Origin of the sequence: Streptosporangium sp. NPDC000239 (assembly GCF_040300765.1) — a bacterium.
Classification (GTDB): domain Bacteria; phylum Actinomycetota; class Actinomycetes; order Streptosporangiales; family Streptosporangiaceae; genus Streptosporangium.
This window is the reverse complement of the sequence record NZ_JBEPEI010000018.1, coordinates 1-21,091: the sequence shown is the minus strand read 5'-3', so window position 1 is coordinate 21,091 and position 21,091 is coordinate 1. Positions and strand designations below refer to the sequence as shown.

Sequence of the window (21,091 nt, the reverse complement as noted above, 5' to 3'; positions counted from 1 at the left end):
GAAGGCTACGGTGATCGGGTGGAACTCACCCCTCGGCAGGCGCTCGGCCTGCGGCTGTCCAGCCTGTTGCTCCGCGCGTCGTCCGGCGGCGCGGCGCGGGCGACGACCGTGGCCGAGGTGGTGACCTGGCTCGGAGCGATGCAGGCTCAAGACCTGGCCAGCGGGCTGTGGTCGTTCGGCGCGCGGCTGCCCGAGCACACCGTCACCGACGTCACCGCCGCGCTGGAGCGGCGTGAGGCGCTGCGCACGTGGCCGATGCGCGGCACCATCCACTTCGTCCCGCCCCGCGACGCCCGCTGGATGGTCGAGCTGATGGGCGTCCGGGTGCTGAACGGCGCGGCGAGGCGGCGCGAGCAACTCGGCCTCTCGGAGGAGACCGCCGTCCAGGCCATGGAGGTGCTGGGTTCGGCCCTGGCCGGGGGCGGGCGGTTGAGCCGGTCGGAGTGCCTGGCCGTGCTGGAGGACAAGGGCATCGACACCGGTGGCCAGCGTGGCTACCACCTGCTGTGGTACGCCAGCCAGCGGGGCGTGCTGTGCATCGCCCCCAACATCGGCAACGAGCAGAGCTTCGTGCTGCTCGACGAGTGGGTTCCCGACCCGCACCGGCCCGAGCGCGACGAGGCGCTGGGCACCGTCGCCCTGCGTTACTTCCGTGGCCGGGGGCCGACCACTAGGCAGGACTTCGCGGGCTGGACCGGCCTGACCGCGGCCGACGCCAAACGCGGCATCGCCGTGGCCGGTGACGCGCTGGCCAGGGTGACCGTCGACGGGGTGGAGACATATGCCGACGCCACGCTCCTCGACACGGCCCCCACCCCGGCCGGTGACGACGAGGTGCTCGTGCTGCCGGGCTTCGACGAATACCTCCTGGGCTACAAGGACCGTTCGCTCATGGTCGCCGACGAGCACAAGGCGGCCATCATCCCCGGTAACAACGGGGTCTTCCAGGCCACCGTGGTCCGCGCAGGCCGGGTCGTGGCCACCTGGAAACGCACCCTCGTGAAGAACCAGGTGCGGGTCGCCGTCCTGCCGCTCACCCCACTCCACCGAAGCGACCGGGCGGAGATCGAGCGGGCGTTCGAGCGGTACGCGCGGTTCGTGGAACGCACCCCCGAAGTGCGTTGGCCGTGAGTCGTCGTCACCAGCTGCACCACACATTTCCGCGATATGAGGAGATCTTGTCGTTGGCGGCGGCCCCGACGTTGTCCACCCATTCTCCGGGCCCGACGCCTATCAGGGTCCTACCGCCCCAGTTCGTGTGCTCGTAGAAACACACAGCGTCATTGGTGCGGTTCCAGATGGAACTCGTCAGGTCGTTGATGAATGCGCCGACATTGGCTTTGTCGGTTCCCGGCGTGTTGCTGTAACGGCCTCTGCCGTAGGTGTCGCCGTAAAGGCATACATAACCCTCCGGGCAGTTGTCCCAGTCCATCGCCTTGGCCTGCGCCGGTGTCGCGGTGACCACGGTGGTCATCGTGGACACCGCCATCACCGTGGCGGCCAGAACCCTTCGCTTTCTCACCCGTGTCACTCCCTTTTTTCACCCATGTCGCATGCCGTACGGAGAATCATTTTGCCGATATGCGAACGGGATGTCGTTGACGCCTCCGGTAGTCGTTGTTGACGATTTCTGCACGGCTCGGCCCTCACGGTGAGTTCGGGCGGGGAGAAAGCCGGTCGATCTCGGCGAGCACTTCTTCCGCGTACGGCCCCGCCTGGGTTCTCAGGCCCTCCGGCCAGGTCTCCTCGGAGTAGCGGTGGCCGAGATAGAGGTTCCTGGCGTGCTCCAGGACGCGACGGTGAGACGGCGGGAGGCGGGGCAGAGCCCAGTCGGCGGCGGTGTCCTTCGGCCTGATCTCACCGGTGGCGAGCGTGCTCCAGACCCGGGCGAGGGTCAGCACGACGTTGCGGGTGTCGGTTTCCAGCTCCGCCAGCAGACCGGGCAGGCCCGCCAGGCTCGCCCTGACCAGGTCCGCGTGGGGGACGGGGTCGAGGACCCGCGCCGGTGGCGGGCCGGTCAGCGGGCGGTCCCCGGCCAGGACCATGGTGACCAACAGGGCCAGGTCCGGCATCGGCTCCGGCCGGGGAACCGTACCGGCCGTGAACTCCGCACGCAGCCACTCGCCGTACAGGAAGTCGCCGGTCGGCGGGAAACGCCACGGGCGGACCTCTGACTGGACGACGACGGTGAGTTCGACCGGCCGGAGCCCGGCGGTGAAACCCGAGAGGCCGAGCAGCCCCCGCAGGAGCGCGCCACGCTCCCGGTCGTCCATGCTCCGCCGGGAGACGACGAGAACGTCGAGGTCACTGGCCGGTCTGAGGCCGCCGAGCACCGCGGAGCCGTGGAGGTAGCCGCCGACGACCCCGGAGCCCAGCACGTCGCCGACCAGACCCACGATCTCCCGAAGTTGGTTCATCTCATCAGTTTCGCGAATCCTTTTCGGACGTCGGAGCCTCTTATGGGGGACGGCCTTTTCCGGGAGGGGGTTCCAGGTGGACGGTGGTTGGGCGAGCGAGCAGCTCATCGAGGCCGCCCAGGGCGGTGACGTGGAGTCGATCGCCGCGGTGGTCTACGGCGCCCACCCGCATGTACGGCGGTTCGCCGAGCACCTGTGCGCGTCCCCGCAGGACGCCGAGGACGCGGCGCAGGAGGCGTTGATCGTCCTGTTCCGCAAGATCGGCTCGTTGCGGGCCTCGGCGGCGCTGGCGTCCTGGATGTTCAGGATCGTCAGGAACGAGTGCGTCCGCCGCGCCCGGCGGCTGCTCGACCACCACGGCGAGGAGGTCGGGGCGGGGCTGGCCGCGTCCGCCGAGGAGGAGGTCCTCCGGCGGCTGGAGGCCGGCCTGCTCGCGCAGGCGATCCAGGAGCTGCCCGACGTCCAGCGCCGTGTCCTGATCATGCGGGACGTGCTGGGCTACCCGGGGCGTACGGTCGCCACCTCGCTCGGCCTGAGCACCCCGGCGATGAAGTCCCACCTGCACCGAGCCCGTACCGCCCTCCGGACCAGCCTGAGGCCGTGACTCCTGAAGACCCCGAACGTTCGAAGGGAAGTTCCACCATGCTCGAAACCGGATCGCCCGCCCCGGAGATGGTGCTCGAAGACACCGTGGGCGACACCGTCCGCCTGTCCGACTACCGGGGCGAGCACGCCGTGCTGCTCTACTTCGTGCGCTCCACCTCGTGCCCTGTCTGCAACAGGAACGTCCAGGACCTCGTCAGGAGCGGCGACGACCTGGAGGCCGAGAACGTCCGCGTCCTCATCGCGGTCCCCGAGAGCAGGCAGCGGGCGGCCACCTGGAAGGCCAGGCAGCGTGTTCCGTTCCCCGTGCTCACCGCCCGCGGCGGCACCCCCCACGAGATGGTCGGCCTCGACAGGAGGGTCTTCGGCGCGATGCAGCGGTCGGGCAGCCTGCTCGTCGACGTCCACGGCGTCATCCGGCACGTCCACAGCGCCACCCTCCCCACCGGCGGCTACGACAGAAAGGGTGTCATGCGGGCCGTACGGTCCCTCGGGGTGTGAGGGTCGGTCGCCCGCGAGGGCGCGGTCGTTGAATCGTTGCCCGGTGACGGTCATCGCCATTGCCGGGCCGGGCATGTTCGTCAAGGGAACGGGACTATCCCAGGCCCCATATCAGGAGCATGACGGAGATCGCCAGCGCGCCGAGACCGCCGATGATCCCCGCGATCACGGCGTTCCGGCGTTCGGCGACTCCGCGCAGGTGGGCTCGTGCGGCGAGGAGGAAGGCGACCCCTCCGGCCACGAACCACGGTCCCCACAGGTAGGTGTACCAGCGGCTGACCGACCGCAGCTCGGGATCGATGCCGACGACGTTCGTCTCGACGAGAATTCCGTTCACGACGAATCCCGCGCCATGGCAGATGAGCAGGACCCCCGCGCCCCACGCCGTCAGTTGCAGGAGAAGGTTCATGCCGTGCCCCCAGGGACGACGGCGGATGAGCGCCAGGCCCAGCACCGCGCCGACGACCTTGAGCACACCCGTCACCCACAACGCCGTGATGAAGCCGGAGTCCTGCCTCGCGGCCAATTCGACCAGCTGGGGTGAGAGCGTGGTCGAGGCCCCCGCCAGGCCGATACCGAGCGCCCAGCAGAAACTCGGGACGGCGAAGGCGAACCCCCAGAAGGCGGTGGCATATCCCGGCCATCGTGCCGGATGGCCTGTTGCGTCAAGGCTCAGACTCATGACGGCGATTCTGCTTGATCCTTTGACGCCGCCGGCGGCCGGGGGCCGTACCGGGTCGCCTCACTGAGGCGGGCGGCGAGGGCGTGGATGTGCCGGACGAGTTCGGGAGGGTCGTGCACCTCGAAGGGGACACCGAGCCCCGCGACCCACATGGCCAGCTCGTCCAGGGAGTTCGACCCGGTGCTGAGGACACACGTGTCGTCACCGGTCGGCTCGACCACCGCGATCGTCGGCGGCATCCGGGCGGCGATGACGTCGGCCGGGGCGTGCACCGTGAACCGGCCGCGGTAGCGGTACGGATTGACGGAGATCCGTTCCGCGACGTACTGGACGAGGTCGGTGCCGGGCGGCTCGCGGGGCGTGAAACGCGGCCCGTTCGGGGTGCGCAGCCGCAGCCGGTCGATGCGGAACGTGCGCCAGTCGCCCCGGCCGGTGTCCCACGCCACCAGATACCACCGGCGCCCCGAGTTGACCAGGCGGTACGGCTCGGCCGCACGACGGTCCTCGGTGCCGTCGTGGGAGCGGTAGTCGAATCGCAGGCTCTCCCGGGCACGGACGGCGGCGGCGATCGCGGTGAGCGTGGCCGGGTCCACGGCGGAGGCCCGGTCCGTCAGCGGGACCGTGACCGACCGCAGGTCGCCGACGCGGTTCCTCAGCCGGGCGGGAAGAACCTGTTCCAGTTTGGCCAGGGCGCGGACGGAGGTCTCCTCGATGCCCGTCACCCCGGAGACGGCGGCGGTGCCGAGCCCGATGGCGACCGCGACCGCCTCCTCGTCGTCGAGCAGCAGCGGCGGAAGCCCGGCCCCCGCCCCGAGCCGGTAGCCGGGGGCGCCCGCGGTGGCGTGCACGACGTATCCGAGGTCGCGGAGGCGTTCGACATCGCGGCGGACCGTGCGGGATGAGACGCCGAGCCGTACGGCCAGTTCGGTGCCCGACCAGTCCCTGGGGGTCTGCAACAACGAAAGCAACCGCAACAGCCGTGCCGATGTCTCCAACATGGCGTCCAGCCTAGGACCGAAGCTGTCCTAGCCGCTGCCTACGGTGAGGGACATGAACAACGACCTGCGGATCCACCCGTTCCGGATCGACATCCCGCAGACCCGGCTGGACGACCTGCGCGGTCGGCTCGCGGCGACCCGCTGGCCGGACGAACTGCCCGGTGTGGGCTGGTCGTACGGGGTTCCCGTCGACTATGCGCGCAAGCTGGCCGACTACTGGCGCACCGGTTTCGACTGGCGTGCCGCCGAGGCGCGGCTGAACGCGTTCCCGCAGTTCACGACGGAAATCGACGGGCAGAACATCCACTTCCTGCACGCCCGCTCACCCGAACCCGACGCTCTTCCGCTGATCATCACGCACGGCTGGCCGGGCTCGGTCGCCGAGTTCATGAAGATCATCGGCCCGCTGACCGACCCGGTGTCGTACGGCGGAGCCCGGTCCGACGCCTTCCACGTCGTGGCCCCGTCCATCCCCGGCTTCGGCTTCTCCGGCCCGACCACCGAGGCCGGCTGGGACCTGCGGCGCGTCGCGCGGGCCTGGGCGGAGCTGATGGACCGGCTCGGCTACCGGCGCTACGGCGCGCAGGGCGGCGACAGCGGCGCGGTCATCTCGCCGATGCTGGGCCGTACCGCACCGGAGAACGTCGTCGGCGTGCACGTCAACGGCGCGCTCGGCTTCCCGACCGGCGACCCGGCCGAGTTCGTGGGCCTCACCCCTGAGGAACTCGCCCGTCTCGGCCAGTACCAGAACCAGGACCAGGCCGGTTACGCGATCATCCAGGCGACCCGGCCGCAGACCCTCGCCTTCGGGCTGCACGACTCACCCGCGGCGCAGCTGACGTGGATCGTGGAGAAGTTCAAGGAGTGGACCGACCCGGCCCACGAACTCCCCGAGGACGCGGTGGACATCGACCAGTTGCTCACCGACGTGAGCGTCTACTGGTTCACCGGGACCGCAGCCTCGGCCGCCCGCCTCTACAAGGAGGAGCAGAAGAGCTGGGGCGCGGCGGCCGAGCACTCGGCGCTGCCCCACGGGGTGGCGGTCTTCCCAGGCGACGCGGGGGTCAGGCGGATCGCGGAACGCGAGCACAACGTCGTGCACTGGTCGGAGTTCTCCAGAGGCGGCCACTTCGCCGCCATGGAGGCCCCCGACCTTCTGACGGAGGACATCAGGACCTTCTTCCGCCCCCTGCGCTGACCCGGCCCTTCCCTTCTCAGGCAGGGAGGGAGCCTTCCAAGGTCTCCGGTGGTGTGGATCATGGACGGCCGATCCAGTAGGCTCCACGCGATGTCCGAGAGGCCCGAATCATCCCTGATCGTTGACCGTGTGCGTGCCGAGGCGCGTTCGGAGGCCAAAAAGTTGGTCGTCGCGATCGACGCGTCCTTCGACCAGGACGGCGTGGTCGGCTCCCGGCGGAACAGCGCGGAGGGCCCGGCGGGCGTCCGCAACCCGAACGACCGCTGAGCGTCGATGTCCCTCCAGTTACCGCAGGCGCTGGCGGCCCCGCTCGCCTGGACCGGTGTGGCGGCGTGGCCGGAGGGGTTCGACGAGGACCTCCTGCACGCGGAGGGCACGCGGTACACGGCGATGGCCGCCCGGCTGCGGGGCTCGGTCCGCGACACCGACGCGTACGCGAGCCAGGTGTGGCGGGACAACACCGGCGACGGGGTGGACGCCTACCGCTCGTGGATGGCGGAGAACGCGCCCGCCGACCGGGCGAACCGGCTGGCCGACGCCGCCGAGCTGGTGGGCCTGGCCCTCCTGACGGCGGCCGTGGCCACGCTGCTGTGGAAGCTGGGGGTGATCGCCCAGCTCGTCGCGCTGGTGGTCGTCGCGGCCCGAGCCATGGCCTCGCCGGCGACGCTGCCCGCGGCCGTCGCCAGGACCCGCCGAGCCCTGCGCACGCTGCTGGACGACATCGTCCGCTTCCTCTCGCGCGGCGTGGTCGAACCGATGAGGCGCGCCATGGCGCTGCTGCGCACCGGCGCGGGCCGGCTGCGTGGCCGGCCCGCGGACTGGGACCCGCTCAGGGCGGCGGCCAACCGCGAGGTGAACATCTCGGCGATCCGGCCGCGTCCCGGCTTCCGAGGCTCGCCCTTCCGTAACAGCACCCGGCCGGTGTGGCGGCGGGACAGCGAACCCGTCTACCGGTCGGACACCCGGCATCCCGACGAGATCTTCTCCGAGGGCTTCCGGCCGAAGAACCCGCACAACACCGACCTGAACGGATACGTCGAGCACCTGGACCCGAGTTCACGCCAGACCGCCTACGTCAGCACCAGCTACTCCGACAGGATCCATCTCCAGTGGCACGAGTACGGTCGCCAGGGCTGGGTGTACGACATCCGAACCCCCGGCGGCACCGGTCTCCGCCTGCCGAACTCCAGCTACGACGAGGTCGTCTTCCCCGGTGGGGTCTCCCCGGAGTACGTCATGCGGGCCAGGCCGTACCAGGTGTCCCGTAAGGGCGATGTGACGGTGGGGGACTGGCTGGAGAACCCCCACGCGAAGCCTGGCTGACGGCCTCCTCGCTGAGGCTCTCCGCCCGCCGGTAGCCGGCGTCCATCCGGCCGAGCGCCTGCCCGGCGTCGCCCAGGTCGGCCACGACCGACTCCAGCGACTCGGTGATCGCGCCGAGCGTCCGGCCCAGGAGGTCGCCCAGCAGCCCGCCGACGGGCCCGGAACCGAACGCGGCCGTCGAGGACCCGAGGTCGCGCCCCTGGACGGCCAGATCTCCGCCCACGCCGCCGAGTCCGCCGGACGCCGTACGGAGGCTGGGTGAGCGGACCTCAAGGGGCTTCATCCGCGTCCTTCGATCCGGCGGGCCAGCTCGCCGATCTCCTCCACGAAGAGGTTCATCCTCCGCATCGACTCCTCCTGGACGGTGCCCAGCGCCTCCGTCAGCCCCGTCACGTCCACCGCCCCGTGACGGGCGTCGAGGTTCGAGCGCAGGTCGTTGAGCGCGGCGTTGACGGCGTGCACGACCTGGTCGCACAGCTCCTGCAGGCCCATCCGCATGACCCGGGGGTCGGCCCTCAGCGAGCTGAGCAGGCCGTCCGGCGAGACCTCGGCGACGATCCGCCCGTCCGCGGCCGTTCCCCTCCCACCCGGGGGCTCGTCCTCGGACGGCGGCCGGTCGGCCGCGTCGAGCGCCCGGCGGGCCTCCTCCAGGAACCGGTCGAAGTCCTCAAAACCCGCTGTCATGAACCATCACCATAAGGACGGCGCCCTACGACAGGCCGTCGCCCGGATGAACGACCTCCAACATGCCGCTTACCGGCCCGCTGCCGCCCGAGGGCTTCTTGGGCGACGCTCTCCCGTTGGCGCACCGGCCACCGCGCGTCCTGGTCCGCGCCGTACGGCGTCAGCGGAAGGAACGGCGGTAGGCGGCCGGGGTGGTTCGCAGGGCGGTGTGGAAACGACGGCGGAGGTTGACCGCCGAGGAGAGGCCGACGCGGGTGGCGATGGTCTCGACGGGCAGGTCGGTCTCCTCAAGCAGGGCGCGGGTTGCGGCCAGGCGGCGTTCCAGCAGCCAGCGGGCCGGGGGGACGCCGAGCTGGTCGGCGAACTGCCGGGTGAGGGTCCGGGGGGAGACGCCCGAGTAGGCGGCCATGTCCTCGACGGTGATCGGGTCGTGCAGGCGCGAGAGCAGCCATTCGAGCAGGGGCGCCAGGGGAGCCGGCATGGGGCCGGTGGTCGGCAGGGGAGGGTACTGCCGCTGGCAGCCCTCGCGGTGCGGACCGGCGGCGAGCTGACGGCCGATGCGCATGGCGTGGGCGGCGCCGTACTCCTGGAGGACCTGGTGGAGACAGAGGTCGAGGGTGGCGGCCGAGGCTCCGGCGGTGGCGACGTCGCCGTGGTCGACGTAGATGATGGTGTCGTCGAGGATGATGCGGGGGTGGCGGGCGGCGAGTTCGCGGGAGAGTTCCCAGTGGACGGAGGCCCGGCGGCCGTCCAGGAGCCCCAGGGTGGCGGGGACGAAGATCCCGGAGCCGACGGCGACGATGCGGGCGCCTCGTGCGTGGGCCTGGGACACCGCGCCGAGTACGGCGGGCGAGGGGGTGAGAGCCCAGCTCCAGCCCGCGATGATCACGGTCTTGGCGTCGTCGACGGCCTCCAGCCCGCTGTCGACCTGGATGGGGACGCCGAGGGTGGTGGGCAGGGAGCCGGGGTGCTCGGCGCACAGGCTGAAGCTGTAGTGCTGGGGGATCGCCGAGCCGTGGTAGCCGAAGACGGCCGAGGCGGAGGTGACCGGGTAGAGCTCCTGCTTCGGAGCGACCAGGGCGACCACACGATGCGGGCTGAGAGAGGCCGGGGGTGGTTCCGGGCAGTCCAGGGACATGGCTCAAATGTACCCAATGATGTCATTCGGGACACCGGCGCCCTGGGTTGGAGAAACTCAGAATGAGGATTTATGTGGACGAGGAACTTCAGCCTCTACTTCGGAGCCCGTACGATCTCACTGCTCGGCGACGCGATGATGCCCGTCGCCTCGGCGCTGGCGGTCGGAGAAGTCTACGGGATCGCGGGTGTCGGCTACACGCTCGCGATCTGGACCACGTCAGCCGTGCTGGTCATGCTGTTCGGCGGGGTCTTCGCCGACCGGATCGGCGCCCGGCGCCTGATGATCGGCGCGGACGCGCTCAGGGTCGTCACCCAGGGATGCGTGGCCGTCGCCTTCCTGGACGGCGCCCCGCCGCTCGCCCTGCTGCTGACGATGGCGTTCTTCTCGGGCATCGGCGCCGGGACGTTCGAACCGTGCATCAACGGCATGGTCCCCCTGGTCGCGAAGGACCCGCAACGGGCCAACGCGACACTGAAGATCGCCGAGGCGATCACCCAGCTGGCGGGTCCCGCGCTGGCCGGAGTCCTCATCGTCGCCACCGGCCCGGTCTTCGTCTACACGGTCGACGCCGCGACCTTCCTCGTCAGCGGGGTGGCCCTGCTGCTGATCCGGGTCGCCGTCCCCAAGCCGGGCCCCTCCAACGTGCTGGGCGACCTGCGCAGGGGCTGGGAGGAGTTCAGGGCCATGAACTGGATGTGGTCGACCATCCTGGTCTGGGTCTTCTGGGGCGTTCTGGTGATCGGGCCGTACGTGCCGCTGTCGTCGCAGGTCATCGGGGCCGACTACGGCTGGGTGATGGCGGCGCTCGGCCTCGGCACCGTACTGGGCGGGCTGGTGGCGATCAGGCTCAGACCGGCCAAGCCGCTGGCCGCCGGGGCGACGGCACTGAGCGGCTACATGGCCGCGCCCCTGTCGGTCGCGCTCGGACTGCCGCTGCCGATGCTGATGGCCGGGCACCTGATCGGCGGGGTCGCGATGGCGTTCTGGTCGGTGATGTGGTCGACCAGCGTTCAGACGAAGGTCGCACCGGACGTGATGAACCGGGTCAACGCCTACCAGGTGGCCGGGTCGGTCTCGGGCATGGCGGTCGGGCAGGCGATCGCCGGTCCGGTCACCACGCTGATCGAACCGCGCACCTTCATCATGGGGTCCGCCCTGGTGACGCTGGGCGTGGCGGCGGCGCTCCTGCTGATCAGGCCGATCAGGCAGCTCGGCCGGGCCCCCGAGGAGACCGGCGGCCCGTCGATCGTGGCCCCGGCCGAGTCGCTGACGTAGCCGGTGCCCCGGGAGGGCCGGGCCATCGTGGTACGCGGGGGCGCCCACGGTGGCCCGCAGTGGTCCGCAGTGGTCCGCAGTGGTCCACGGTGGTCCACTGTGGTTCACAGCGGTCCGCGGTGGCCCACTGTGGTTCACAGCGGTCCACGGTGGCCCGGGGTACGGCCCGCTGTTCGGCCGGAACCCGGCGAAGACGTTGTCGCCGATCAGAAATCGAACGTTCCAATTTTCACGTGGCCTATGAAGGCGTCCCATCCGGAGACACCGAAGGCCAGGGCCGGGCCGGAGGGATCTTTGCTGTCGCGGACGGCCACCAGGCCGGGGAGGTTCACGGCGACCTCGACACAGTCGTCGTGGGTGCCGCTGAGACTGCTCTTGTGGAACTCGGCGCCGGTCAGATCGGGAATCATGGGGGCTCCTTGCCTTAGGGCGGGCGGTCTGGTCCTCACTCTGCGAGGTGGTCCCAACACGCGCAAGACCTCCATGTCGTATGGGCATACCGGGGCTCATGGAAGGGCGGGGCCGGACATACAAGTCGATCATGCGCTTCCGGGAGTAACAAGGGTCACCCACTGAGCCGCGTCGATAAGGTTGGGGCACCGACCGCTCGACCCCGAAAGGCCAAGATCAACCGTGGCTGATTCGTTCGTGCACCTGCATGTTCACACTGAGTACTCCATGCTGGACGGCGCGGCGAAGATCGGGAAGATGGCCGATCGGGTCAGTCAGCTCGGCATGCCCGCCATCGCGATGAGCGACCACGGCAACCTGTTCGGCAGCTACGAGTTCAACAAGAAGGTCACCGGCGCCGGGATCAAGCCGATCATCGGGATCGAGGGCTACGTGAGCCCCGAGTCCCGCTTCCACAAGAAGCCCGTCTTCTGGGGAGAGCCGCACCAGCGCAAGTTCGACGAACAGCGCGGGGTCGGCGGTGACGTGTCGGCGTCAGGCACCTACCTGCACAAGACGATGTGGGCCTACAACGCCCAAGGCCTGAAGAACCTCTTCAAGATCTCTTCGCTGGCCTCGCTCGAAGGCCACATGAAGAAGTACCCCCGCATGGACGACGAGCTGTTCGACCAGTACCACGAGGGGATCATCGCGACGACCGGCTGCCCGTCCGGCGCGGTCCAGACACGGCTGCGGCTGGGCCAGTTCGACAAGGCGCTGGAGCACGCGGCGAAGTACCAGGAGATCTTCGGCAAGGAGAACTACTTCCTGGAGCTGATGGACCACGGGAAGATCCTCATCGAGACCTGCGTCCGCGACCAGCTTCTGGAGATCGGCAGGATACTCAACATCCCGCCGCTGGTCACCAACGACTCCCACTACGTCACCGAGGACCAGGCGACCGCCCACGACGCGCTGCTGTGCGTCGGCACCAACTCCCAGATCGACGCGCCCGACCGTTTCCGCTTCTCCGGAGCCGGTTACTACATCCGCTCCGCCGAGGAGATGCGCGGCCTCGACCACGACGAGCTGTGGAGGCAGGGCTGCGACAACACCCTGCTGATCGCCGAACGGGTCGAGTCCTACGAAGAGGTGTTCGCCCACCGGGACCTCGCCGCCAAGTTCCCCGTCCCCGAAGGGGAGACGGAGATGAGCTGGCTGCGCAAGGAGTGCGCCCGCGGCGCCGTGCGCCGGTTCGGGGACCCGGTCCCCGCCGAGGTCCTCGAACGCATCGAGTACGAGCTCGGCGTGATCGAGACGATGGGCTTCCCCGGCTACTTCCTCGTCGTCGCCGACATCTGCCAGTACGCCCGCGACAACGGCATCTGGGTCGGCCCCGGACGAGGTTCGGCCACCGGGTCGATGGTCGCCTACGTCACCGGCATCACCGAACTCGACCCCATCGAGCACCAGCTGCTGTTCGAGCGGTTCCTCAACCCCGAACGAATCTCGATGCCCGACGTCGACCTGGACTTCGACGAGCGTCGGCGCGGTGACATGATCCGCTATGTCACGGAGCGGTACGGCGAGGACAACGTCTCGCTGATCATCACCTACATGACGATCAAGTCGAAGGCGGCCGTGAAGGACGCGGGGCGCGTCCTGGGCTACCCCTTCGCCGTCGGCGAGAAGATCACCAAGGCGTTCCCGCCCGCCGTCATGGGCAAGGAGATCCCGCTCAGCGGCATCTTCGACAAGGACCACCCTCGATACGCCGAGGCCAGCGAACTCCGCAAGCTGTACGAGGAGGACGCCGACGTCAAGAAGGTCATCGAGACCGCGCTCGGCCTTGAGGGGCTGACCCGGGGCACCGGTGTCCACGCCGCCGGCGTCATCCTGTCGTCCCAGCCGCTGGTCGACGTCATGCCGATCTTCATGCGGCAGGACGACGGCGCCCGCATCACCGGCTTCGACGGGCCGTCCAGCGAGAGCATGGGCGCGCTCAAGATGGACTTCCTGGGCCTGCGCAACCTCACCGTGCTCGGGGACGCGGTCGAGAACATCAAGGCCAACCGCGGTATCGAACTCGACATGCTCAAGGTGCCGCTGGACGACAAGAAGGCCTACGAGCTGCTGGCCGCCGGGTGGACGCTGGGCGTGTTCCAGCTCGACTCGTCCATGATGCGCGACCTCACCAAGCTGATCGCCCCCACGGAGTTCGAGGACGTCTCGTCGATCCTCGCGCTGGGACGTCCCGGACCCATGGGCGCGAACGCGCACGTCAACTACGCGCTGCGCAAGGCGGGGACGCAGAAGGTCGAGCCGATCCACCCCGACCTCAAGGACGCCCTGGAGCCGATCCTCGGCAACACCTACCACCTGGTGGTCTACCAGGAGCAGGTCATGGCCATCGCCCAGCAGCTCGCCGGCTACACCCTCGGCGGCGCCGACATCCTCCGGCGCGCGATGGGCAAGAAGAAGAAGGAGGAGATGGACAAACAGTGGGCCACGTTCTCCTCCGGCATGATCAGTAAGGGTTTCACCGAGGAACACGCCAAGGCCGTCTGGGACGTCCTCGAACCCTTCAGCTCCTACGGCTTCAACAAGTCCCACACCGCCGGGTACGGACTCGTCTCCTACTGGACCGCCTATCTGAAGGCCAACTACCCCGCCGAGTACATGGCGGCGCTCCTGACCTCGGTCGGCACGAACAAGGACCGCATGGCCATCTACCTGGCCGAATGCCGCCGGATGAAGGTCCGGGTCCTGCCGCCGTCGGTCAACGAGTCCAACCTCCGGTTCTCCGCCGTCGGCGAGGACGTCCGGTTCGGCCTCGGCGCCATTCAGAACGTCGGCGACGGTCCCATCCAGGGGATCATCTCGGCCCGCAAGGAACACGGGAAGTACACCGACTTCAATGACTTCCTGACCAAGGTCCCCGTCCAGGTCTGCAACAAGCGCACGATCGAATCACTGATCAAGGCCGGAGCCTTCGACGACCTCGACCACCCGCGATTCGGGCTCGTCATGGTGCACGAACAAGCCATCGACTCCGTCATCGACGTCAAGAAGAAGGAGGCGATGGGACAGGACTCCCTGTTCGGCGCCTTCGAGGACTCCGGTGACGGTGACGCGGCCTTCGCCGTCGTCGTCCCGCCGAACGAGTGGGACAAGAAGACCAAGCTCGCCTTCGAGCGCGAAATGCTCGGCCTCTACGTCTCCGACCACCCTCTCAACGGCGCGGAACGCGTTCTGGAGAAGAACCGCACCCACTCGATCGCGCAGGTCCTCAACGGCGACGCCGACCGGGAACGCGGTGAGATCAAGATCTCCGGCATCATCTCCGGCGTCGAGAAGAAGGTCACCAAGCAGGGCAACGTCTGGGCCATCCTCAAGATCGAGGATCACGACGGCAGCCTTGAGGTCCCCTGTTTCCCGACCACCTACCAGCTCTACGGCGACAACCTCGCCCCCGACCTCGTCGTCGCGTGCACCGGCAAGATCCGCATCCGGGAGAACGGCGAGGACGCCAGCGTCAGCTTCAACGCCGTCGCCTTCGAGTTCCTCGACATCTCCAAGGTCCCCCAGCCCGGCGACAAGGACCCGATCGTCATCTCCCTCCAGGAGAGCAAGATCGACCGGAAGCTCGTCGACGAGCTGAAGCAGATGTTCCGGACCCACAAGGGCGACACCCCGGTCCAGTTCATGGTCGAACGGCTCAACCGGCGCAAGGTCCTCGTCGGCCTCGCCCCGGAGTACAAGGTCAACCTCGCCAACGGCGCCTTCGCCGGAGACCTCAAGGTCCTCCTGGGCCCCAACGCCCTGGCCGACTACTGACCCTTGACCGGCCTGGCCTCCTCGGTTCGCTGAGGAGGCCGTACGGCCTGCGTGCTTCGACGGCGTCCCATCCGGCAGGCCGGCCGTGACGGCATTCTCACCGCCGCACATATGCCTCTATGCCGTCGAGAATCCTCGCGAGACCGAACTCGAAGCCGTCGAGCGGGGGTTCGTCGGAGAGGAACATCGGGTCCTCCATCGCGTCCGCGACGGCGTTCAGGTCGCGGGAGCGGAGCTGGCCGTCCAGGAAGACGCGGACCGCGCGCACCGCCCGTTGCTGGTCGGGATTCGCCCGGCGCAACGCGGCCGGTGTCGGGGTGTTGCGCCGCAGGTTGGCACCGTACCGGGCGTGGCTGTCGAGGAGATACGCGCAGTTCAGCGTCTGCTGCGCCGCCATGCCGGTCGATCCGAGCACGGTGATCAGCGCGTTCAGCCAGGCCGCGTTGTGCGGGGTCAGGGAGACGGTCGTCGGCACGTCCAGCAGCCATGGGCGGGAGATGAAGCGTTCGAACAGCCGGCGTGACCACAGCGCCGCCGCCTCCCGCCAGTCGCCGTCCGGCAGCGCGGGCGGGTCGCCCCAGGCGCGGTCGGCCAGGAGCACGATGAGCTCCTCCTTAGAGCTGACGTAGCGGTACAGGGCGTTGGTGGTCACGCCGATCCGGGCGGCCACCTTCGGCAGCGAGGCGGCGGCGATGCCCTCCTCGTCGGCCAGCTCCGTCGCCACCGCGATGATCTTCTCGACGCTGTGCGCCGGTTTGGGGCCGCGCCGTCCCCCGGTGTCGACCACGCCCCAGGCCGCGGCCAGGCCCGGCGGCAGCGCCTCAAGGTCGGCGGGTACGGGGTCGTGACTCTTGCGTGGGGTCATGGCCTGCGTCCTCTCGAAGATCCAAGAGAAATAGTAGACGGCTTACACAGTTGTTGCTACTGTGCATGCCATGAACACTTCATGGCATGCACAGATTCAGTTCCCGTCTGTGGCGCGCCGCTGGATCGGCCTGGCCGCGGTCCTCGGCGCCGTTTTCGCGATGGCCGAACTCCCCCTGTACTTCGTGGTCCCCACCTGTGACCCCCCGGCCTGCGGTGTCGAGACCGGCAGCCTCATGCCGGACTGGCTGATCCTCACCCGTACGCTCTTCAACTTCCTCGCCCTCACGCTGTTCCTGGTGTTCATGGCCGGCGTCCGGCCCCTGATCGCGCAGGCCGACGCCCGGTTCGAATGGTTCGGCGCGGTCGCCGGTACGGCGGGCGTGACGTGGACGATCGTCGACATGGTCGCCAAGGGGATCGAGGGCAGCAGCGCCATCAAAGCCGCCGAGGAGATCGACCCGACCCGCACCGTGCCCACCTACCTGCTCTACGGCTCCATCACCCATCTGATGCTGGTCGTCTTCGGCGTCGCCTTCGGATACGCGGTGCTGCGTTCCCGCGCCCTTCCCGGCTGGGTCGGCTGGTCGTCGTTCGCCATCGCCGCCCTGCACCTGGCCGGGGTGCCGTCGATGTTCTTCGGCTTCAACTCCGACGAGTTCTACGCCTCCAACGGCTGGGGCGCGGTCGCGATGTTCAACGGCATCGCCGCCACCTGGCTGGCGGCCGTGGGCGTCGCGACGCTGAGGAGGAGGACTCCGCGGAGACCGGCCGCCCACGCCTAGGCACCACACGAGTGGCGAGCCCACGGGGGCCTCGCCACTCGTTCTGCCATCTCAGGAACGATCGACCACGGTCCGGCTCCATGACGACCCGCCCACGGAACGGCACGGGCCGGAGGCGCTCGCCCCCTTCGGTGAGCGGGTCCACATCAGGTGTGAACCACTCCAGGGTGATGAGGAACCGGGGCTGGTGGCACGCATATGGGGATGTGATCCCGTTGCGAACCCTTCAGGGTGATGAGGACTGTGGAAGCTGAGGTACCACGCCAGAACGTGTTGGAAGTGGTTGCGAACCCTTCAGGGTGATGAGGAGTCCGAAGGTAAAGCCCCAGGTCAGGTAAGGCGGCACGAGATCCGGGTGGGCTGATTTTGCAGCAGGCCGGCGGTAGCGCAGCGGTGCAGGTCAGAGCGTTGATCATCTTTGGGTACGGGCTCAGGCTATGGGGCTCTGTCCATGATGACGGGCTCGTTGGTTAGACGTCGAATGTTCCGAGTTTTACGTCGTCTATGAAGGCGTTTCATCTGGAGGCGCTGAAGGTCAGGGCGGGACCGGAGGGGTCTTTGCTGTCGGAAACGGCGACCAGGTCGGGAAAGTCGGTGGCCACCGTGATCACAGCGGCGAACGCCGGCAGCATGGCATGGACCCTGTTGTGTCGGTGGGTGCTGCGAGTCTGGCGGGGTGATCGCGACTCCTGACGACCACTCCTGGTTCTCCCAGCGCTTCCCCGACCTGGCGGACGCCTACTGCTTCACCTACGTCCACGGCCTGACGCCCGAGGAACTGATGGCCCGGCTCGGCGCCCGGGTTGAGAACTGCTCTCACACAACGCTCGATGAACTGATCCGGTGGCGAAGCTTCGGAGCCGCCTCCGTTGGAGACTGGGTGCTCCTCGTCGAGGCCAACAGTGGGCTTGGCGTCACCGAAGAGGTCATCGTGCCGCTGTCGGCGGGCACCCGCCTTGTCTCCCACTTCTACCTCGAAATCGAGGGCATGGACTACTTCCACTGGATCGACGACGGAAAGATCCGGTTCGAGTTCCTGCACCAGGAGGGCTACTCCCACTGGATCAAAGACGGGAAGGTCCAGCCTGAGTTCCCGCCCCAGGAAGGCTACTCGGAGGAGATGCCGGACGAACTCGCAGAGGTCATGGAACGGATCGACTCCCCCGTCTATCCGATCGCCGACCCCCACGCAGGACCGGCGTTCCTCCTGGCCGAGCACCTCACCGGAATCACGATGACGCCGCAACTGCTGGAGGAGTCCACCTATCTGTGGGGAGACATCGCCAGATCGAGGTGAGTAGAACCCGCCTTTCACGGTCCCGTGAATTGGCTTTGGTGGGCTGGTTGGAGGGGCATTGAGCCGGTTTGACCCCATTTGATGAGGGCTGGTTGGTGGCCGCGTTGGGTGCCGGTGTGGGGGTCGATTTTGAAGGCGCCGAACAGGGTGGTGGTCTCCAGGTCGGTGGCGGCCTGCCACAGAGCGGTACGTGAGGTGCTCCCGGCGGTTGTCGCGCAGTGGGTGGCGATGGTCGCGGCGGCCACGGCCTGGACGGCCGGGTAGTCGGGGAGCACTCCGGCGCGGTCGTGGTAGGCGGTCAGGAAGGCGGGTTCGTCCATGCCGAGGCGGGGTGTGGGTGTGGTGCCGGGGAACCACTGCCCGATGCCGTAGGTCCCTTGGGGGTTGTCGAGGGCCTGGCCGAACTCGTGGACGCCCGCCGCGACCGCGCACACCACCTGGGGTGGTACGGGCAGTGCCCTGGCGCGTTCGATGGTTTCGACGTCTTCTTCGAAGGCTCCGGCGCACAGCAGCGCCCATGGTTGGGTCGTGGTCGCGTTGGCCAGGTCGTCTGAGGGGGCGAGCCGTACGGTGGGCAGGCCCAGGGTGTGGGCGGTGGTTTCGGCGCCGTCGCTGACCTGTCGGCCGAAGCTGCCCTTGCCGGTGGCGATCCACAGGGGCAGGGGTGTGGTGGTGGCCAGGTGGTGCAGGAAGGGGGTGGCGTATTGGCTGGTGGGGGTGAGGATCGAGACGAGGTGGCCGGGGTGGGAGGCTTCGACGTCGTCGCCGGATCCGCCGTGGTTCCACAGCAGGCGGTCGTGGTCGGCGGCCAGGTGGGCGGCGGTGCGGGTCAGGTGGGTGGAGTAGGGGCCGAGCAGGATGTCGCACCGGTCGGCCAGGTCGCGGAACCCCGCCCGTAGGACCGCAGGATCGCTGCGGTCATCCTGGATGAGGAGGTTCAGGGCGGGGTTGGCGGTGTGCCAGATCTCCAGGCCGAGTCGGGCTCGGCGTCCGAAGCGGGCGTGTTTGCCGGACAGCGACAGGAAAGCGCCAAGGGTGAGGGCTGTCACCGCATTTTCACCTCGTATCGGAACTCGTGACTGTCTGCGGCTGGACTTCCAGAGACCCATAGGTGTGACCGTTTGGCGGTGTTGAGAGGCCCCTCCGCATTGCGGCGAACACGGAGGAGCGGTTTTGGTGCCTGTTTATGGTGTTGTTCGGCCGCCGTAATGGTCTGGCGATGGATGGATGCTCAGAAGTGGTCGAATCCGGCTACTTGTCCGATGACGAACACGTGTCTGCTGGCCGCGCAGACAGTTTCCAATGCGTGGATGGGGATGTCGTCGGTGCTGATGCTGATCCGGAGTACCTGTACCACCCATTCGCCGGGTACTTCCAGCAGGTCGGCTTCGTACGGTGTAGGTGGCCGGGAGGTCAGTGTCTCGGTGGCGTGGCTGAAGCGGTGACCGAGGTCTTCGATCGCGGCCTGGAGGGTGGGCAGCACGAATTCCTGCTTGTCCAGCCTGGTGCCCTGGGCGACGTCGAGGCGGAAGTAGCTGGTGGAGATCCGTACGGGCACGTCGTTGGCCCAGAACATCTTGCGGCGGGCGATCACGGTGTCGCCGGGCTCGACGCGTAGGGCGACGGCCACGTGTTCGCTGGCCGGCTCGGGACCGATGAAAAGCATCTTGCGCTCTGGTTTGAGCCCCTGGCTGGCGGCTTCGGTGAGGTAGAGGGATTTCGAGCCGCGTACCGCCGGTGGTGTGGGGATCGCCCGCTCCACGATGACGCGTGGGCGTGGCTCGATGGGTCCTGTCGGGGCCTGGTGGGATGGGGCTCCGGCTTTCTTCATCTGGCTCACCCTTCCTGGGGTCACTCCCAGGTGGCGGGCGATGTCGTCCTGTTTCATGCCGGACTCCTGGGCCTCGATGATCGCGGCGCGGCGGATTCGGGAAAGTTCTACGGATTGGCCTTGCAGCGTTGCCATAGCGGCGGATGCGGCGCGCGCACGGTCAAGTGGGTCGGAAATGGCTGCGATGTCATGCAGCGTCCTGGCATCCAAGGTATCGGTCCTTCACATCGCGTCCACTCGAAATTTAGCCCCCTATTGCGTCGTTGTCGACGGCGGGCTATCGTCCGAGCACAGGGACTTTAGCCCCCATAAACAAGAGGGCATTAAGACCATAACGGACAAATGCGAGTGGATTGGTGGCGGTCACGTCGTCCAGTCTGTCGCACGCGCGAGTGATACGTCGCGCGGCCGAGGGCTTGGCGGTCACCGGCCGCGCGGTCACAGCTTCGACATGAGATCGGCCCCGGAATCGCGGTGAGGCAACACCGGCCGGGGCCTTGATCAGGAAGGCGTGAGCAAGAGTAGTGCTCCGAGCTTCGGCCCGGACACGTCGATCCGGGACGGCTGCGGTTGCTTCGCCGGTGCCGTACCCCTGCCGATGGGATGCGCCCGCTGCGGCCATTCCCCCTACGCCCACGGATGCCCGCACCAGGACGAGCACGAGTATGTGCAGCCGTCCGGGCTGCTGATGAACGCCCGTCTTCAGGCCCGTCGTGCGTACGGCCCGCAGGTTCTTCCCTCGCCTCGGCCTCCGGTGGAGGTCGCGCCCGCCGAGGTGATTCCGCTGGTACCTGCTCAGCGTCGTCCCGATCCTGAGCCGGTGGCGCCTGCGATGGCTCCGGCCGCGAACGCCGTGCCGAATGGTCCTGTGGGGGCGGTCGTGCCTGGTCAGGGTCGGTCTGCTCCTGGAGTGGAAGCGCCCGCGCCGGTCCCGGCCGCTGTACCGGATGGTGTCGTGGAGCCGGCTCCTGCGGATGACCCGGTTCCGGCTCTGGAGCCCACGCCTGTCGCGTCGGTACGGCCTGTCCGGCCGCCGTTGCCCAGGTGGGTTCGGCGTCCGTTCCCCCGGGTTCCTCGATCCGGGATCACCTGGACGAGGGCGCGCCAGCCCAACCGCCATGGTGTACGGCCTGCGAGCGGCGGGCCATACCGGCGTGGAGACCGATGTCGCGTTCCCCGTGCTCAGGCGGTCTGTCGGCCTGGTGCTCGTGGTCCTCGGTCTTCGGCTGTGCCGTACGGCGCGCGGCTTCTTTCTTGTCCCGCAG

The 21,091-nt window shown here is 68.5% G+C and carries 23 protein-coding genes; 10 read left to right on the top strand and 13 right to left on the bottom strand.

Annotated features, from left to right (window positions below):
* Positions 1-18 precede the first annotated feature (18 nt).
* The gene (locus ABT340_RS32885) at positions 19-1,131 is read left to right on the top strand and encodes a winged helix DNA-binding domain-containing protein (RefSeq protein WP_352014776.1); all 1,113 of its coding nucleotides are present in this window, start codon (positions 19-21) and stop codon (positions 1,129-1,131) included.
* 7 nt (positions 1,132-1,138) lie between these two features.
* Here ABT340_RS32885 and ABT340_RS32880 read toward each other — a convergent pair whose 3' ends face one another.
* Both ABT340_RS32880 and ABT340_RS32875 read right to left on the bottom strand, forming a co-directional pair.
* Positions 1,139-1,522, bottom strand: a complete 384-nt coding sequence (locus tag ABT340_RS32880) for a peptidase inhibitor family I36 protein (RefSeq protein WP_352014775.1) — start codon at positions 1,520-1,522, stop codon at positions 1,139-1,141.
* A gap of 124 nt (positions 1,523-1,646) precedes the next feature.
* Positions 1,647-2,417, bottom strand: a complete 771-nt coding sequence (locus tag ABT340_RS32875) for an aminoglycoside adenylyltransferase family protein (protein WP_352014774.1) — start codon at positions 2,415-2,417, stop codon at positions 1,647-1,649.
* 76 nt (positions 2,418-2,493) lie between these two features.
* Between ABT340_RS32875 and ABT340_RS32870 the strand changes: the two genes are divergently transcribed.
* Both ABT340_RS32870 and ABT340_RS32865 read left to right on the top strand, forming a co-directional pair.
* Positions 2,494-3,021, top strand: a complete 528-nt coding sequence (locus ABT340_RS32870) for an RNA polymerase sigma factor (RefSeq protein WP_352014773.1) — start codon at positions 2,494-2,496, stop codon at positions 3,019-3,021.
* Positions 3,018-3,521 carry a peroxiredoxin family protein gene (locus ABT340_RS32865; RefSeq protein ID WP_352014772.1) on the top strand — a complete coding sequence of 168 codons (504 nt, stop codon included), beginning with the start codon at positions 3,018-3,020 and terminating at the stop codon, positions 3,519-3,521. Before ABT340_RS32870 ends, ABT340_RS32865 begins: the two co-directional genes overlap by 4 nt.
* A gap of 94 nt (positions 3,522-3,615) precedes the next feature.
* Here the strand turns inward: ABT340_RS32865 and ABT340_RS32860 are convergent, their stop codons facing one another.
* On the bottom strand, positions 3,616-4,203 hold the full coding sequence (locus ABT340_RS32860) for a DUF3995 domain-containing protein (protein ID WP_352014771.1): 588 nt from the start codon (positions 4,201-4,203) through the stop codon (positions 3,616-3,618).
* A complete protein-coding gene (locus tag ABT340_RS32855; RefSeq protein ID WP_352014770.1) occupies positions 4,200-5,201 on the bottom strand; it encodes a helix-turn-helix transcriptional regulator in 1,002 nt (333 codons plus the stop codon). Before ABT340_RS32855 ends, ABT340_RS32860 begins: the two co-directional genes overlap by 4 nt.
* Positions 5,202-5,253: 52 nt before the next feature.
* Here ABT340_RS32855 and ABT340_RS32850 point away from each other — a divergent pair, with 52 nt between their 5' ends.
* From ABT340_RS32850 to ABT340_RS32840, 3 genes are all read left to right on the top strand, one after another.
* Entirely contained in the window at positions 5,254-6,399 is a 1,146-nt protein-coding gene (locus ABT340_RS32850; protein ID WP_352014769.1) for an epoxide hydrolase family protein, read from the top strand.
* A 90-nt stretch (positions 6,400-6,489) separates the two neighbouring features.
* Entirely contained in the window at positions 6,490-6,666 is a 177-nt protein-coding gene (locus tag ABT340_RS32845) for a hypothetical protein (RefSeq protein ID WP_352014768.1), read from the top strand.
* 6 nt (positions 6,667-6,672) lie between these two features.
* Complete coding sequence (locus tag ABT340_RS32840; protein WP_352014767.1) at positions 6,673-7,722, top strand: scabin-related ADP-ribosyltransferase; 1,050 nt, start codon at positions 6,673-6,675, stop codon at positions 7,720-7,722.
* Here ABT340_RS32840 and ABT340_RS32835 read toward each other — a convergent pair.
* The 3 genes from ABT340_RS32835 to ABT340_RS32825 form a co-directional block, all read right to left on the bottom strand.
* Entirely contained in the window at positions 7,634-8,005 is a 372-nt protein-coding gene (locus ABT340_RS32835; protein ID WP_352014766.1) for a hypothetical protein, read from the bottom strand. The two genes, ABT340_RS32840 and ABT340_RS32835, sit on opposite strands and share 89 nt — an antisense overlap.
* The gene (locus ABT340_RS32830; protein WP_352014765.1) at positions 8,002-8,406 is read right to left on the bottom strand and encodes a YbaB/EbfC family nucleoid-associated protein; all 405 of its coding nucleotides are present in this window, start codon (positions 8,404-8,406) and stop codon (positions 8,002-8,004) included. Before ABT340_RS32830 ends, ABT340_RS32835 begins: the two co-directional genes overlap by 4 nt.
* A 160-nt stretch (positions 8,407-8,566) precedes the next feature.
* Positions 8,567-9,544, bottom strand: coding sequence for a GlxA family transcriptional regulator (locus tag ABT340_RS32825; RefSeq protein WP_352014764.1), 978 nt, complete (start codon positions 9,542-9,544; stop codon positions 8,567-8,569).
* Positions 9,545-9,616: 72 nt separating this feature from the next.
* Between ABT340_RS32825 and ABT340_RS32820 the strand changes: the two genes are divergently transcribed.
* Positions 9,617-10,822, top strand: a complete 1,206-nt coding sequence (locus tag ABT340_RS32820) for an MFS transporter (RefSeq protein ID WP_352014763.1) — start codon at positions 9,617-9,619, stop codon at positions 10,820-10,822.
* Between the two features lie 206 nt (positions 10,823-11,028).
* Here ABT340_RS32820 and ABT340_RS32815 read toward each other — a convergent pair whose 3' ends face one another.
* On the bottom strand, positions 11,029-11,232 hold the full coding sequence (locus tag ABT340_RS32815; RefSeq protein WP_352014762.1) for a DUF397 domain-containing protein: 204 nt from the start codon (positions 11,230-11,232) through the stop codon (positions 11,029-11,031).
* Positions 11,233-11,455: 223 nt separating this feature from the next.
* Between ABT340_RS32815 and dnaE the strand changes: the two genes are divergently transcribed.
* Positions 11,456-15,049 carry a DNA polymerase III subunit alpha gene (dnaE, locus tag ABT340_RS32810; protein ID WP_352014761.1) on the top strand — a complete coding sequence of 1,198 codons (3,594 nt, stop codon included), beginning with the start codon at positions 11,456-11,458 and terminating at the stop codon, positions 15,047-15,049.
* 97 nt (positions 15,050-15,146) lie between these two features.
* Here dnaE and ABT340_RS32805 read toward each other — a convergent pair whose 3' ends face one another.
* Positions 15,147-15,914, bottom strand: coding sequence for a TetR/AcrR family transcriptional regulator (locus tag ABT340_RS32805; protein WP_352014760.1), 768 nt, complete (start codon positions 15,912-15,914; stop codon positions 15,147-15,149).
* A gap of 109 nt (positions 15,915-16,023) precedes the next feature.
* Between ABT340_RS32805 and ABT340_RS32800 the strand changes: the two genes are divergently transcribed.
* Positions 16,024-16,698 (top strand): hypothetical protein, encoded by a 675-nt coding sequence (locus ABT340_RS32800; protein ID WP_352014759.1) that lies wholly within the window; start codon positions 16,024-16,026, stop codon positions 16,696-16,698.
* 515 nt (positions 16,699-17,213) lie between these two features.
* Here the strand turns inward: ABT340_RS32800 and ABT340_RS32795 are convergent.
* Entirely contained in the window at positions 17,214-17,330 is a 117-nt protein-coding gene (locus ABT340_RS32795) for a DUF397 domain-containing protein (protein ID WP_352014758.1), read from the bottom strand.
* 44 nt (positions 17,331-17,374) lie between these two features.
* On the opposite strand from ABT340_RS32795, the gene ABT340_RS32790 reads away from it, so the two are divergent.
* Complete coding sequence (locus ABT340_RS32790) at positions 17,375-17,995, top strand: DUF6461 domain-containing protein (RefSeq protein ID WP_352014757.1); 621 nt, start codon at positions 17,375-17,377, stop codon at positions 17,993-17,995.
* A 14-nt stretch (positions 17,996-18,009) separates the two neighbouring features.
* Here the strand turns inward: ABT340_RS32790 and ABT340_RS32785 are convergent, their stop codons facing one another.
* The 3 genes from ABT340_RS32785 to ABT340_RS32775 all read right to left on the bottom strand — a co-directional run.
* A complete protein-coding gene (locus ABT340_RS32785) occupies positions 18,010-19,044 on the bottom strand; it encodes an ABC transporter substrate-binding protein (protein WP_352014756.1) in 1,035 nt (344 codons plus the stop codon).
* 182 nt (positions 19,045-19,226) lie between these two features.
* The gene (locus ABT340_RS32780) at positions 19,227-20,036 is read right to left on the bottom strand and encodes a UTRA domain-containing protein (protein WP_352014755.1); all 810 of its coding nucleotides are present in this window, start codon (positions 20,034-20,036) and stop codon (positions 19,227-19,229) included.
* An 875-nt stretch (positions 20,037-20,911) separates the two neighbouring features.
* The coding region (locus tag ABT340_RS32775; protein WP_352014754.1) for a hypothetical protein at positions 20,912-21,091 on the bottom strand (180 nt) is incomplete at its 5' end.

What these genes read in the sequence shown, in the direction of transcription:
- ABT340_RS32875 (WP_352014774.1), bottom strand. Translation starts at nt 2,417, where the DNA reads ATGAACCAACTTCGGGAGATCGTGGGTCTGGTCGGCGACGTGCTGGGC.
- ABT340_RS32860 (WP_352014771.1), bottom strand. Translation starts at nt 4,203, where the DNA reads ATGAGTCTGAGCCTTGACGCAACAGGCCATCCGGCACGATGGCCGGGA.
- ABT340_RS32855 (WP_352014770.1), bottom strand. Translation starts at nt 5,201, where the DNA reads ATGTTGGAGACATCGGCACGGCTGTTGCGGTTGCTTTCGTTGTTGCAG.
- ABT340_RS32850 (WP_352014769.1), top strand. Translation starts at nt 5,254, where the DNA reads ATGAACAACGACCTGCGGATCCACCCGTTCCGGATCGACATCCCGCAG.
- ABT340_RS32845 (WP_352014768.1), top strand. Translation starts at nt 6,490, where the DNA reads ATGTCCGAGAGGCCCGAATCATCCCTGATCGTTGACCGTGTGCGTGCC.
- ABT340_RS32840 (WP_352014767.1), top strand. Translation starts at nt 6,673, where the DNA reads ATGTCCCTCCAGTTACCGCAGGCGCTGGCGGCCCCGCTCGCCTGGACC.
- ABT340_RS32835 (WP_352014766.1), bottom strand. Translation starts at nt 8,005, where the DNA reads ATGAAGCCCCTTGAGGTCCGCTCACCCAGCCTCCGTACGGCGTCCGGC.
- ABT340_RS32830 (WP_352014765.1), bottom strand. Translation starts at nt 8,406, where the DNA reads ATGACAGCGGGTTTTGAGGACTTCGACCGGTTCCTGGAGGAGGCCCGC.
- ABT340_RS32825 (WP_352014764.1), bottom strand. Translation starts at nt 9,544, where the DNA reads ATGTCCCTGGACTGCCCGGAACCACCCCCGGCCTCTCTCAGCCCGCAT.
- ABT340_RS32820 (WP_352014763.1), top strand. Translation starts at nt 9,617, where the DNA reads ATGTGGACGAGGAACTTCAGCCTCTACTTCGGAGCCCGTACGATCTCA.
- ABT340_RS32815 (WP_352014762.1), bottom strand. Translation starts at nt 11,232, where the DNA reads ATGATTCCCGATCTGACCGGCGCCGAGTTCCACAAGAGCAGTCTCAGC.
- ABT340_RS32805 (WP_352014760.1), bottom strand. Translation starts at nt 15,914, where the DNA reads ATGACCCCACGCAAGAGTCACGACCCCGTACCCGCCGACCTTGAGGCG.
- ABT340_RS32795 (WP_352014758.1), bottom strand. Translation starts at nt 17,330, where the DNA reads ATGCTGCCGGCGTTCGCCGCTGTGATCACGGTGGCCACCGACTTTCCC.